This window comes from Eudoraea adriatica DSM 19308, from assembly GCF_000382125.1.
Classification (GTDB): domain Bacteria; phylum Bacteroidota; class Bacteroidia; order Flavobacteriales; family Flavobacteriaceae; genus Eudoraea; species Eudoraea adriatica.
Genome location: NZ_KB907555.1, coordinates 64,688 through 77,696, shown reverse-complemented (window position 1 = coordinate 77,696; position 13,009 = coordinate 64,688). Strand labels below are relative to the sequence as shown.

Annotated in this window: 14 protein-coding genes; all 14 read left to right on the top strand. The window is 35.1% G+C overall.

Annotation, left to right across the window (positions count from 1 at the left end):
- Window positions 1-73 precede the first annotated feature (73 nt).
- The 14 genes from cysQ to G504_RS19920 all read left to right on the top strand — a co-directional run bounded on the left by cysQ (window position 74) and on the right by G504_RS19920 (window position 12,965).
- A complete protein-coding gene (cysQ, locus tag G504_RS0117380) occupies window positions 74-880 on the top strand; it encodes a 3'(2'),5'-bisphosphate nucleotidase CysQ (protein WP_019671475.1) in 807 nt (268 codons plus the stop codon).
- Complete coding sequence (locus tag G504_RS0117375) at window positions 880-1,308, top strand: DUF2061 domain-containing protein (RefSeq protein WP_019671474.1); 429 nt, start codon at window positions 880-882, stop codon at window positions 1,306-1,308. Before cysQ ends, G504_RS0117375 begins: the two co-directional genes overlap by 1 nt.
- Window positions 1,293-1,895 carry an adenylyl-sulfate kinase gene (cysC, locus tag G504_RS0117370; RefSeq protein WP_019671473.1) on the top strand — a complete coding sequence of 201 codons (603 nt, stop codon included), beginning with the start codon at window positions 1,293-1,295 and terminating at the stop codon, window positions 1,893-1,895. Before G504_RS0117375 ends, cysC begins: the two co-directional genes overlap by 16 nt.
- Complete coding sequence (gene cysD / locus G504_RS0117365) at window positions 1,888-2,793, top strand: sulfate adenylyltransferase subunit CysD (protein WP_019671472.1); 906 nt, start codon at window positions 1,888-1,890, stop codon at window positions 2,791-2,793. The genes cysC and cysD overlap by 8 nt, the downstream gene beginning before the upstream one ends.
- Before the next feature lie 17 nt (window positions 2,794-2,810).
- Window positions 2,811-4,067, top strand: coding sequence for a sulfate adenylyltransferase subunit 1 (locus G504_RS0117360; RefSeq protein WP_019671471.1), 1,257 nt, complete (start codon window positions 2,811-2,813; stop codon window positions 4,065-4,067).
- A gap of 166 nt (window positions 4,068-4,233) precedes the next feature.
- Entirely contained in the window at window positions 4,234-5,232 is a 999-nt protein-coding gene (locus tag G504_RS0117355; RefSeq protein WP_019671470.1) for an SDR family oxidoreductase, read from the top strand.
- Between the two features lie 7 nt (window positions 5,233-5,239).
- Window positions 5,240-6,574 (top strand): UDP-glucose dehydrogenase family protein, encoded by a 1,335-nt coding sequence (locus G504_RS0117350; RefSeq protein WP_019671469.1) that lies wholly within the window; start codon window positions 5,240-5,242, stop codon window positions 6,572-6,574.
- Window positions 6,575-6,600: 26 nt separating this feature from the next.
- Window positions 6,601-7,881 (top strand): nucleotide sugar dehydrogenase, encoded by a 1,281-nt coding sequence (locus tag G504_RS0117345; RefSeq protein ID WP_019671468.1) that lies wholly within the window; start codon window positions 6,601-6,603, stop codon window positions 7,879-7,881.
- An 868-nt stretch (window positions 7,882-8,749) separates the two neighbouring features.
- Window positions 8,750-9,235 (top strand): hypothetical protein, encoded by a 486-nt coding sequence (locus G504_RS0117330; RefSeq protein WP_019671465.1) that lies wholly within the window; start codon window positions 8,750-8,752, stop codon window positions 9,233-9,235.
- A 55-nt stretch (window positions 9,236-9,290) separates the two neighbouring features.
- Entirely contained in the window at window positions 9,291-9,773 is a 483-nt protein-coding gene (locus G504_RS18945) for a hypothetical protein (protein WP_019671464.1), read from the top strand.
- 104 nt (window positions 9,774-9,877) lie between these two features.
- On the top strand, window positions 9,878-11,398 hold the full coding sequence (locus G504_RS0117320; protein ID WP_019671463.1) for an amino acid adenylation domain-containing protein: 1,521 nt from the start codon (window positions 9,878-9,880) through the stop codon (window positions 11,396-11,398).
- A 47-nt stretch (window positions 11,399-11,445) separates the two neighbouring features.
- The gene (locus tag G504_RS0117315; RefSeq protein ID WP_019671462.1) at window positions 11,446-11,679 is read left to right on the top strand and encodes an acyl carrier protein; all 234 of its coding nucleotides are present in this window, start codon (window positions 11,446-11,448) and stop codon (window positions 11,677-11,679) included.
- Window positions 11,676-12,746, top strand: a complete 1,071-nt coding sequence (locus tag G504_RS0117310) for a 3-oxoacyl-ACP synthase III family protein (protein WP_019671461.1) — start codon at window positions 11,676-11,678, stop codon at window positions 12,744-12,746. The genes G504_RS0117315 and G504_RS0117310 overlap by 4 nt, the downstream gene beginning before the upstream one ends.
- A 3-nt stretch (window positions 12,747-12,749) precedes the next feature.
- Window positions 12,750-12,965, top strand: a complete 216-nt coding sequence (locus G504_RS19920) for a hypothetical protein (RefSeq protein WP_019671460.1) — start codon at window positions 12,750-12,752, stop codon at window positions 12,963-12,965.
- Window positions 12,966-13,009 lie beyond the last annotated feature (44 nt).

Below are 13,009 nucleotides of genomic sequence, written 5' to 3'. Positions count from 1 at the left end.
GACTTTGATATTTTTAAGCAATTAATTAGTATATTAAATTTTCCAAAATATACATCACCAAACCTAACAAAAAATGGCCAAAACTCTGGAATTACTGGAACTCACTATAAAGGCATCAATACAGGCGGGCAAAGCAATATTGGAAGTTTATGATGATCCAGAATTCTCTATTGAGTTAAAGGGTGATAAATCCCCATTAACCGAAGCTGATCTGGCCTCAAGTGCCATTATTAATGACTGTTTAAAAGATACGCCCTATCCCATTATCAGTGAAGAAATAAAAAATAAACCCTACTCAGAAAGAATGCATTGGGATACCTGCTGGATTGTTGACCCACTGGACGGAACCAAAGAATTTATCAAAAGAAATGGTGAGTTTACCGTTAACATCGCTTTATGTAAAGACGGTGTTCCTGTTTTAGGAGTTATATATGTTCCCGTTTTAAGAGAGTTATATTATGCTGATGCAGCAGCTAACAAAGCTTACAAGGCAGTTTTAACGGAGTACCATCTGTTGCCGCAGAATCTATTTGAGGAATCCAATAGAATATTTCCATCAGAATCCGCATCAAATAATTTGCGCGTTGTAGGGAGCAGATCCCATATGAACCAGGATACACTGGATTTTATAGAGTCTGAGAGGCAGAAATATCCCGATGTGGAAATAGTTTCGAAAGGTAGTTCCTTAAAATTTTGTCTGGTTGCAGAAGGTAAGGCCGATGTCTATCCGAGATTTGCACCAACCATGGAATGGGATACGGCAGCAGGACAAGCTATATGTTCCGCGGCCGGACTTAAAGTAATCTCGAGAGAAACGAATAAAGAACTGGCATACAATAAGGAAAATTTATTAAATCCTCATTTCATGGTTAGCAGTTAATGCGTAATCTGGCTCATAAACGACATCTTGCCAAAACTCTTACCTGGCGAGTGGTAGGCACTATTGACACCATTTTATTGTCATGGTTTATTTCAGGAAATCCACTTACCGGCCTCAAAATTGGTCTTGCTGAAGTAATAACAAAAATGATTCTTTATTACGTGCATGAAAGAATATGGTTTAATATCGGTATGCCTGACAGCCGTAAAAGACATATTATAAAGACTATTACATGGAGAATTGTAGGAACATTAGATACTATTTTCCTATCTTGGTTAATCTCCGGAAATCCAATTACTGGTTTAAAAATTGGTATGGCAGAGGTTCTTACCAAAATGGCCTTATACTATTTTCATGAACGGGCATGGTACAGGATCAACTTTGGCCTTCCTAAAAGAAGAGATACAGAAAAATGGAAAAAAATATAGTACCGCACAACTATGGAGTTGACAGGGAAGCCCGGAGAAAAACTTACGGTCACAACTCTTTCTTAATATTTTTTACAGGACTATCAGGATCAGGGAAGTCAACTATTGCAAATGCCCTGGAGGAAAAACTATTTGCTGAAGGAATAAAAACTTACGTTCTGGACGGGGATAATGTGCGACGCGGAATAAACAGAGGCTTGAGTTTTAGCCCGGAAGACAGATCAGAAAATATCCGAAGAATCGGAGAAATTTCAAAGTTGTTTATAGATGCAGGAATAGTTATATTGGCTGCATTTGTTGCGCCCTACGAAAAAGACAGGCTGCAAATAAAAAAAACTGTTGAAGATCAGAATTATTTTGATGTATATGTGAATACGAGTTTGGAGGTCTGTGAAGCCCGAGATGTTAAAGGACTGTATAAAAAGGCGCGAAATGGGGTTATAAAAAATATGACAGGTATTTCTGCTCCTTACGAGCCTCCTAAAAACCCTATAGCTGAAGTAACTCAGGAGAACACTATAGAGGAAGCAGTACAAATAATATACGACAAAATTAAAAACAAATTAAGCCTAAAAGACAATGAATAAATATTTTTTAAACTATTTAGATGAATTAGAGTCCGAGGCAATCTACGTGCTTAGGGAGGTTTGGGCACAATTTCAAAATCCGGTAATCCTATTTTCAGGTGGAAAAGATTCCATTGTTGTTACCCATCTTGCAAAAAAAGCTTTTTATCCCAGTAAAATACCATTTGCATTAATGCATGTGGATACCGGGCATAATTTTCCGGAAACTATTAAGTTCCGGGACGATCTGGTAAATTCTCTTGAAGTCCGGCTAATTGTTGGCTCTGTTCAGGAATCGATCAATCAGGGTCGTGTTGCCGAAGAACAAGGCAAGCATGCCACAAGAAATGCACTTCAAATAACTACACTTTTGGATACGATAGAGGTTAATAAAATAGATTGTGCCATTGGTGGCGGAAGAAGGGATGAAGAGAAAGCCAGGGCAAAAGAACGTTTCTTTTCGCATCGTGATGATTTTGGGCAATGGGATCCTAAAAATCAAAGGCCCGAACTATGGAATATTTTTAACGGGAAACATTTTGAAGGAGAACACTTTAGAGTTTTCCCGATAAGTAACTGGACTGAAATGGATGTCTGGAATTATATTAAGCGAGAACAGATTGAAATACCATCTCTTTATATAGCACATGAAAGAGAAGTGGTCTGGAGAAATGATTCCTGGATTCCAAATTCAGAATTCCTGACATTACATGAAAATGAAAAAATAGTGACTAAGAAAATAAGGTTCCGAACTCTGGGTGATATCACAATTACAGGAGGCCTGGAATCTGAAGCGGATTCCCTTGAAAAAATAGTCAATGAAGTAGCAGCTATGAGGCAGACAGAAAGGGGTAACAGAACAGATGACAAACGATCTGAAAATGCCATGGAGGACCGAAAAAAACAAGGATATTTTTAAAAATATTGCATTCTTATATGGAAATAAATAATAATCAGTTATTACGATTTACAACAGCGGGAAGCGTGGATGATGGAAAAAGCACTTTAATTGGTCGCTTGTTATACGATTCCAAATCTATTTTTGAAGATCAATTAAAGGCCATTGAAAATACAAGCAGGAAAAGAGGACATGATGGTGTAGATCTTGCGTTATTTACCGACGGGCTCAGAGATGAACGGGAACAGGGCATTACCATAGATGTTGCTTATCGTTATTTCACTACCCCAAAGAGAAAATTTATTATCGCAGACACTCCGGGACATATTCAGTATACCCGAAATATGGTAACCGGGGCTTCAACGGCAAACGCCGCAATAATTCTGATAGATGCGAGACATGGGGTGATTGAACAAACCAAAAGACACGCCTTTATTGCATCACTCTTAAATATTCCACATGTTATTGTATGTATAAACAAAATGGATCTCACAGATTTCAGTGAAGATGTTTACAATGAAATAATTAAACAATTTGAAGCTTTTTCTTCTAAATTTATAGTAATGGATATCCGTTTTATTCCTATTAGTGCCTTATTGGGAGACAACGTGGTACATAGATCTGAAAATATGCCATGGTATAAAGGAGCAGCGTTATTACATACCTTAGAAACTATACATGTAAGTAGTGATTATAATAAAGTAGATGCACGGTTTCCTGTTCAAACCGTCCTTCGTCCACAGCGGGAGCGGTTTTTGGATTACAGGGGATATGCAGGAAGAGTATCGAGTGGTGTTTTGAGAAAAGGAGATGAAGTTACCGTTATGCCTTCTGGGTTTAGTTCCGTTATTGATTCAATACAAGGGCCTTCCGGGAGTCTTGAAGAAGCCTTTGCCCCCATGTCTGTGTCCATTACGCTAAAAGATGATATTGATGTTGGCCGAGGCGATATGATAGTTAGATCCACAAATATCCCTGAAGCCTCGCAAGATATAGAAGTATGGTTATGCTGGTTGCATGATAATTCTGCCAAACCAAGGGCAAAATATACCATCAGGCATACCACTAATGAACAAAAAGCCATTATAAAAGAAGTCGTATATAAAATTGATATAAATACCCTCGGTCGTAATAATGAGGATAAGGAATTAAATATGAACGACATCTGCAAGGTCCGCATAAGAACTACGAAACCCCTGATGATTGATCCTTACAGGGAAAACAGATCCACAGGCAGTATTATTTTAGTTGATGAAAATACCAATGAAACGGTTGCAGCTGGCATGATCGTATAAACTATTTGATTGAAATAAGTCTTCACCATAATTACTTTTAATAAGATTGAAGACTACGGAAATTTAAATTTAACTGAACCTTACATCGATTATAAGAGATAGTTGGTGTAAAATACATTTATTATATGGTTGGTAATGCGCATCTTTGCATTTCAAAAATCTTAGTATGAATATTAAACCCCTTAAACTTAATCCCGAGTATGATATTTTAGTTACCGGGGGCGCTGGTTTTATTGGATCTAATTTATGTGCAGCTCTTTTGGAAAATGGAAATACTGTCCGTTGTCTGGACAATTTTGCGACGGGGAAAAGAGAAAATATTGAGTCTCAATTGGAAAACACAAATTTTGAATTGTTAGAAGGGGATATTAGAAACTTAAGCGATTGTATAAAGGCATGTGAGGGTGTGGATTATGTTTTACATCAGGCTGCTCTTGGTTCTGTCCCTCGTTCTATAAAAGATCCTATAACCAGTAATGCGGTGAATGTATCAGGATTCCTCAATATGTTGGTTGCTGCCAGGGATGCAAAGGTAAAGCGCTTTGTCTATGCAGCGAGTTCTTCTACTTATGGGGACTCTGAAAATATGCCCAAAGTGGAAGATATCATTGGAAAGCCTCTCTCTCCGTACGCTATTACCAAGTACGTAAATGAATTGTACGCGGATATTTTCGCCAAAATTTATGGAATGGAAACAATAGGTCTGCGGTACTTTAATGTATTTGGTCGCAGGCAGGACCCCAATGGAGCCTATGCTGCTGTTATCCCAAAATTTGTGATGCACTTGATGAACCATGAATCTCCTGTCATCAATGGAGATGGTAGTTATTCACGGGATTTTACCTACATAGATAACGTCCTGGAAATGAATGTAAGGGCTTTAGCATCTGATAATAAGGAGGCAATAAATACCGTTTATAATGTAGCTTATGGAGAACGGACAGATTTAAACGAATTAATATGTCTTTTAAAAGAGTATTTAAGTAATTTTGATCCTGAAATTGCAAATGTGAATGCTACCTATGGTCCAAAGAGGCAGGGAGATGTTCCCCATTCACTTGCCTCAATTGAAAAAGCAAAAAATCTTCTGGGGTATGACCCACAATTTGATATAAAAATAGGATTAAAAGAAGCTGTAAACTGGTATTGGGAAAATTTGAAATAATTCTATGATGAACTTAACTGTAATCGGTGCAGGTTACGTTGGCTTAGTAAGTGGTACTTGTTTTGCTGAAATGGGGAACAATGTTACTTGTATTGATATTGACTCCGGTAAAATAGAAGATCTGAAGCAAGGAATCTTACCTATTTATGAGCCGGGATTAGAGGGTATGATACAAAGAAATGCAGACAATAATACCCTCCATTTTAGCACAGATCTGCATTCAAATTTAGACAAATGTGATATGGCTTTTATTGCCGTAGGTACGCCAATGGGTGAAGATGGTTCTGCAGATTTGCAATATGTATTACAGGTGGCTTCAGAGATAGGAAGTCATATGAATCATCCACTTATTATTGTGGATAAATCTACCGTCCCAGTGGGTACCGCTGATAAAGTGAAAGCAACCATTGAGAGAGAACTAAAAAAACGGAATAAGGAAATAGAATTTCACGTAGTATCCAATCCTGAATTCCTGAAGGAAGGTGACGCTATAAATGATTTTATGAAGCCGGACCGTGTTGTAATTGGTTCGGATGATGAAGATACAACCGAAAAAATGCGTTTATTATATGCTCCCTTTTTCAGGAGCAGCATGGATCGTTTAATTACCATGGATGTTCGTTCTGCTGAAATGACCAAATACGTTTCGAATGCCATGCTGGCCACAAAAATTTCTTTTATGAATGAAATTGCCAATATTTGTGAACTGGTGGGTGCAGATGTAAACAAGGTTCGGATCGGTATCGGCTCCGACAGTAGAATTGGGTATAGCTTTATCTATCCCGGCAGTGGATATGGGGGCTCTTGTTTTCCTAAAGATGTAAAAGCCCTGAAGAGGACAGCTGCCGAATTCGGTTATGAAGCTGAATTGATAAGTGCAGTAGAAACCGTTAATGACCGGCAAAAATTGGTGATTGCAAAAAAAATCATTTCTCGCTTTGGAGTAGATTTAACGGGAAAAACGTTTGCAGTATGGGGATTGGCTTTTAAACCGCAAACGGATGATATGCGGGAGGCACCTGCTATTTACATCATTAAAGAATTAACCAAGAGAGGTGCTAAGATTCAGGCCTATGATCCAAAAGCAATGGAAGAAGCACAACACTTTTATCTTAAAGATGTGCCAAACATCAGTTATCACCATTCAAAATATGAAACACTAAAAGATGCTAATGCCATGATCTTATTAACAGAATGGAAAGAATTCAGATCTCCGGACTTTCAGGAATTGAAAAGTCAATTAATTGAGCCTGTAATCTTTGATGGCCGTAACCAATACAACGATTTAAGTCTTAAGAAACAAGGCTTCGAATACTATCAGATTGGAAAAAAACAGATTTAATCTTTTAATTATTCCCAAAAGAGAGGATGAGTAATATTAAAATAGCAGTAATAGGATTAGGGTACGTTGGTCTTCCACTGGCCCGCTTATTTGCCACTAAATATCCGGTAATTGGTTTTGACATCAATAAAGACAGGATAGCAGAACTTCAATCCGGGAAAGATAGCACACTTGAAGTGGAAGACGTTATCCTGCAAGAAGTTTTGCAGCAAACTTCTATTATGGAAAAAGGTTTATTCTGCAGTGATAAACTAGAGGCCATAAAAGACTGTAATTATTATATTGTTACAGTCCCTACCCCTGTGGATAAAACTAAAAGGCCTATCCTAACCCCTTTGTATAAATCGAGTGAGACGGTAGGTAAAGTTTTAACAAAAGGGGATATAGTAGTTTATGAATCTACTGTATATCCGGGGGTTACAGAAGAGGAATGTGTGCCTGTGCTTGAAAATTTCAGTGGTCTTAAATTTAATTCTGATTTTTTTGTAGGTTATTCTCCGGAACGGATCAACCCAGGCGATAAAGAACATACCGTAGAAAAAATACTTAAAATAACTTCTGGTTCTACCCCGGAAACAGGAAAAAAGGTTGATGAATTATATGCCTCAGTAATCACTGCCGGAACCCATCTAGCTCCTTCCATTAAAGTCGCCGAGGCAGCAAAGGTTATTGAAAATTCCCAACGGGATATCAACATTGCTTTTGTGAACGAGTTGGCAAAAATATTCAACTTAATGGACATTGACACACATGCGGTTTTGGAGGCGGCAGGAACCAAATGGAATTTCCTTCCCTTTAAACCCGGATTGGTTGGGGGGCATTGTATTGGCGTGGATCCATATTATTTAGCCCAGAAAGCACAGGAATTTGGCTATCACCCGGAAATTATCTTAACCGGACGCCGCATGAATGACGGAATGGGCAAATATGTGTCCTCAGAAGTCATAAAACTCATGGTACAAAATGACATGAAGGTTAAAGGATCAAAAATATTAGTTTTAGGAATTACCTTCAAAGAAAACTGTCCGGATGTACGTAATACCAAAGCGGTTGATGTTATAACCAACCTTAGTAGTTATGGTGCCGATGTAACCGTACATGATCCTTGGGCCTCACCTATAGAAGTAAAACATGAATATAATATGGATACTACCAAGATAATACCTCCTGGTAAATATGATGCAATTGTACTTTCGGTGGCCCATAAGGAGTTTCTTCAAATGAATCTTAGGGAAATGCTTAAATCAAATGGGGTTTTATATGACGTTAAAGGATTTTTAAATGAGAGGGTTGATGGCAGACTTTAGATATATTTCTTGAATTTAAATACGGATAATTCTTTGAAAGACTAAAATGGCAGATGAATAAATAATAAGCTTTAAAGTTATTACCAAATTCTTATGATGATCGATAGTGCACATTAATGGTATTTAATCTCGACCATTGCAATGGAAATTTTTAGGATTAATTTTTCTAGATTTAACTTTGGGTACTTGTTATAAAAAATAAATTTTCTCAAAATACGTCTTCTAAATAAAGACATCAAACAAATCATCTTATTAAATTTTAAAATTTTTGTCATTTTGTTTTCTCAAAAGAAAAATAACAATATAGAGTGATTAAAAAATAGACTAAATGGGTCATGGAAAATGAATACAATAAGTTGAATTAAAAATAGTTTATATCGCAGTGGATGCTACAAATATTAATTTCGAGATCAAGGAGAATACAATAGTAAATAATTCTTAAAGTGTTAATGACAAAGTTTGCAATAAAAGAAAAAGATTTTATGTCTAGAAAAGAGTCTGCAAAAAAAAGAGGTTGTTCGAGCCAAATAAAATGATCTTATCAAAACATTTTAGAGAAAAACAAATAATTTACTTCTAACCTGGACGCAAATGGGAATATTTGATTTTAAAAATACACCGATTATCGAAGGTTTAAGGATTTTTAACCCAATAATAATTCCTAAGAAAATCAAATAGTCTTCTTTTGTATAATAAAAAACAGATTTTTCATTTAAATAAGAGTCAATAACTTTAATATTCAAAATCAATTAATTTATTAATTTTTGGAAATGAGGGCGAAAGAAAAGGTCAATGAATTTATAACTGATACTCTTGAAGTACTAGGAACACCAATAGAAAAAAATACAGCTATCAAATTTAAAAAGCCATGAAAAAAGAATATTTAAAGAAAGTACAAACAATTGAAAGTACAATACAGACTGCCTATGATTGTTTGGCGGGTGAACAAGGAGATGAACGTAACTGGGAGTTATATCGTTTTTTATATCATCCAAATAGTCAGATGATACGTTTTGAAAACGATTTTGTGGACGGAGAAATAAGGCCTCAATACATGTCTCCTTATGATTTCACAGCTTCAATTGGAAAATATATGGAGAAGGTAAAAAAAACAGGTTTTTATGAACGAGAAATCCATAAAATCACTGAAGTATATGGGCATATAGCTCATGTTTGGAGTACTTGTGAATCTTTTACTAGTAAAAAAGATATGGATAACAATAATCCCTATGTTAGGAATGTACATAGTTTTCAGTTGGCATATTATCAGGAAAGATGGTGGATTATTAATTTGTACTGGTATAAAGAAACTGATGAATTCCCAATACCTAAAGAATTTTTAGGAATTAAATAACGGCTATTAGTGTTAACGGTTAATTTATTATTATAAAATTTAAAATAATTTTTTTATGAAAGAAGAATATATTGAAAAAGTAAAATCCATTGATGCCATAATAAATGCCAACTATGAATGTTTGTGCGGAGAGCCAGGAGAGCCAAGGAATTGGGAGCTTTATAAATTTTTATTTCATCCTGAAGGAAAATTAATTCGTTTTGAAAAAGATTTTACCGATGGAATTTTAAGACCTCAGTTTTTATCTCCTGATGACTATGTAAATGGTATTGGAAAGTGGATAGAAACTAAAAGGCAAACAGGTTTTTATGAAAATGAAGCTCATAAAGAAGTTGATGTTTTTGGAAATATCGCACAAGTATTTAGTACGTACCAATCTTTTCATACTAAAGATGAGATGGAAAATAATAAACCTTATACAAGAGGAATTAATAGTTTTCAATTACTATATCACCATGATAGATGGTGGATTCTTAATTTGTTTTGGCAACGGGAAACAGATGAATTTCCTATGCCAGAAAAGTATTTGGGATATTAATTTCTAATCTAGATTAAATAAAAAATATTCAAACAGAATCAATTTTGTATCCAAGGTATACGAGGGGTAAAAAAACATAGTTCATTAAAATTTAATACTCTGATATGTTAAAAATTAATTTAATTGAATATTTCGAAAACACTGTTGATTTATTTCCTGATAAATTAGCACTTGTGGATAGTACCTCTAAATTAACTTTTAATGAGTTAAGGCAAAAAGCAAAACTTATAGCAACTCAAATATCAAATAACAATAGTTACATTAATAATCCGGTAGCAATATATTTACCCAAAACTAATGATGCAATAGCTTCATTTTTAGGCACATTATACAGTGGCAATTGCTATACTCCATTAGATACGAAAAATCCTGTTCCAAGAATTGAAGCCATCTTAAAAGCATTAAATCCATCATGCATCATAACAAATGACAGGTTTCTATCGAACATAGAAAAATGCAATTTAGATATTAAGGTAATCAACCTTGACGAATTAGACCAAAAGAACAATATTGACGAAAGTTTTAATTATCAGAAATGTATAGATACTGATCCTGCATATATATTGCATACCTCGGGCTCTACCGGTGTACCAAAAGGGGTTGTTATTTCACATTTGTCCATAATCGATTATATAAATTGGGTAGTTGATACTTTTGACATAACTGAAAAAGAAAAAATTGGTAATCAAACACCATTTATTTTTGATATGTCTACATTAGATATCTATCTAATGATCTTTAAAGGTGCAACACTCTTTATAATTCCTGAACAGAAGTTTATGTTTCCGGCTACTTTATTGGATTATATAAATGAAAATAAAATAAACTTTGTTTTCTGGGTGCCTTCGGTTTATGTCAACATTGCCAATCTTGAACTTTTTAGTTCAATTAAAATCCCAACTGTAAAAAAGGTGTTATTTGGTGGTGAAGTTATGCCGCCCAAGCACTTAAGTTACTGGATTAAAAATTTAGATAAAAATGTGGTTTATGGAAACATGTATGGTCCTACTGAGATAACAGGAACATGTGTTTATCATATTATTGATGATACATTCAATGAAAATAAGTCTTTACCAATTGGCAAACCTTGCAGAAATACTGATATATTAGTTCTAAATGAAAAGGATGAACTGTGTAAGGTGGGTGAACAAGGGGAATTATGTGTTAGAGGATCTTCACTTGCACTTGGTTATTGGAATAATTTTGAAAAAACAAATGCTGTTTTTGTTCAGAACCCATTGAATAAATCGGTGCCAGAAAGAATATATAGAACCGGTGATATTGCATATTTAAATGAAAAAGGTGAATATATTTATATAGGCAGGAAAGATTTTCAAATAAAAATATCAGGTTATAGAGTAGATTTAGGAGAAATAGAACATTATATTTTAAGTGTTTTTGACAATATTAATGCTGGTGTATTTTTTGACAGAGCGAAAAGTGAAATTGTTTTAATATACGAATCTGAAAATGAAATATCTGTTAAGGATTTTAGATTAAAGCTAGCACAGGTTTTGTCAAAACACATGATTCCAACCAGGTATATTAAAATGGACGTTTTGCCAAAATCAACAACCGGAAAAATAGACCGGGCTTTATTAAACAAAAGAATAAATAATCCATAATTTTATAAAAAAAGGAAGCTTTATTAACCGATTATATTTAGTTTATTTTGAAGAAAAAAATATTAGACTTTCTAACGGAAATCAGACCGGAGTTCGACTTTGCAGCATCAACTAATTTTATTGAAGAGGGTATGCTGGACTCGTTTGATATTGTAAGTTTAGTTGCTTCACTGGATGAAGAATTTGGAATTTCAATTGATGGAACAGAAATTTTACCGGAAAATTTCTCAAATGTCGATAGTATTTACCAATTACTAATTAAAAATGGCGTTAAAGAATGAACTTAAAATTTCATAATAAAAAAATTACAGGCATCCTTACAGTGTTGCCCGAAAATGAAGTCAATTTTGACGACGAGATCGATAATTATGACTTCTCAAGAGGTCAATCTATGAAGCTCAAGTTGATAATGGGATATGGAAAGCGCAGGGTGGTCAAGGAAGGGACAACGGTATCGGATCTGTGCATTTTTGGGATGAATTATCTTTTTGATAACCATCTTCTAAAAAAGGATGACATTGATGCTATAATATTAGTTACCCAATCTCCCGATCATTTTGTGCCTGCCACTAGTCATATAATTCACGGTAAACTGGATCTGAAACAGGATATGATCTGTCTGGATATCAATCAGGCTTGTTCAGGATATCCAATCGGATTAAACCAGGCATTTATGCTATTGGAGCAGGATGAGGTGAATAAAGTAGTGGTCTTAAACGCCGATATCATGAGCCGTAAAGTTTCGGTAAAAGATAGGGGTAGCAGACCATTGACAGGAGATGCCGCAGCTATAACAATTGTAGAAAATGATTCATCAGATAATACTATTTATGGATCCGTAAACCTGGATGGTAAAGGTGCCGATGCCCTGATAATTCCGGCAGGTGGTTTTAAGATGCCATCCACACCAGAAACTGCAGTACTAAAAACCGACAAAAGTGGTAATTCCAGATCTTTGGATCATTTGGTAATGAAAGGGGACGACGTTTTTAATTTTGTACAAAAAGAAGTTCCTCCCATGATTGAAAACTTACTGGATAAGGCGGGTGTTAAAAAGGACGATGTGGATTATTTTATGTTTCATCAGCCCAACAAATTTATGCTCAAAAAGCTTGCAGATAAAATAGGTATTAGCCATGAAAAAATCCCATACAACATTGTTGAAAATTTTGGAAACTCTAGTGGAGTATCAATACCTACCACTATTACTTACAATTTAGGTGAAAAACTAAATACAAATTCATATCTGATTTGCTTAGCCGGGTTTGGAGCAGGTTTGAGTTGGGCCTCATTACTCATGGAATTGGGGCATCTGGATTTTTGTGAAACAATCGATTATACCAATTAAGTTATGGAAAGTTTTAAATCATCAATTGCCGAACTTCTGGAAGAAGAATCTGTTGAGCTCAGTGATGAACTCCAATCTTTTGAGGCCTGGGACTCATTGACTGTATTGTCGATCATCGCGTTTTGCGACTCAGAATATAATGTACCTTTATCAGCAGATGAAATCGATAACTCGGGTACCGTTTTGGGATTGAAAGAACTCATTGAAAGTAAAATGTGATACGTCACTTATTCAATTTAAAAAAATAATTAATTACTTTAAAT

Excerpts from the sequence above, each read along its gene's own strand:
- G504_RS0117330 (WP_019671465.1), top strand. The coding sequence starts at position 8,750 with ATGAAAAAAGAATATTTAAAGAAAGTACAAACAATTGAAAGTACAATA.
- cysD (WP_019671472.1), top strand. The coding sequence starts at position 1,888 with ATGAATAAATATTTTTTAAACTATTTAGATGAATTAGAGTCCGAGGCA.
- cysQ (WP_019671475.1), top strand. The coding sequence starts at position 74 with ATGGCCAAAACTCTGGAATTACTGGAACTCACTATAAAGGCATCAATA.
- G504_RS0117355 (WP_019671470.1), top strand. The coding sequence starts at position 4,234 with ATGAATATTAAACCCCTTAAACTTAATCCCGAGTATGATATTTTAGTT.
- G504_RS0117375 (WP_019671474.1), top strand. The coding sequence starts at position 880 with ATGCGTAATCTGGCTCATAAACGACATCTTGCCAAAACTCTTACCTGG.
- G504_RS0117310 (WP_019671461.1), top strand. The coding sequence starts at position 11,676 with ATGAACTTAAAATTTCATAATAAAAAAATTACAGGCATCCTTACAGTG.
- G504_RS0117345 (WP_019671468.1), top strand. The coding sequence starts at position 6,601 with ATGAGTAATATTAAAATAGCAGTAATAGGATTAGGGTACGTTGGTCTT.
- G504_RS0117350 (WP_019671469.1), top strand. The coding sequence starts at position 5,240 with ATGAACTTAACTGTAATCGGTGCAGGTTACGTTGGCTTAGTAAGTGGT.
- G504_RS0117360 (WP_019671471.1), top strand. The coding sequence starts at position 2,811 with ATGGAAATAAATAATAATCAGTTATTACGATTTACAACAGCGGGAAGC.
- G504_RS19920 (WP_019671460.1), top strand. The coding sequence starts at position 12,750 with ATGGAAAGTTTTAAATCATCAATTGCCGAACTTCTGGAAGAAGAATCT.
- G504_RS18945 (WP_019671464.1), top strand. The coding sequence starts at position 9,291 with ATGAAAGAAGAATATATTGAAAAAGTAAAATCCATTGATGCCATAATA.
- cysC (WP_019671473.1), top strand. The coding sequence starts at position 1,293 with ATGGAAAAAAATATAGTACCGCACAACTATGGAGTTGACAGGGAAGCC.
- G504_RS0117320 (WP_019671463.1), top strand. The coding sequence starts at position 9,878 with ATGTTAAAAATTAATTTAATTGAATATTTCGAAAACACTGTTGATTTA.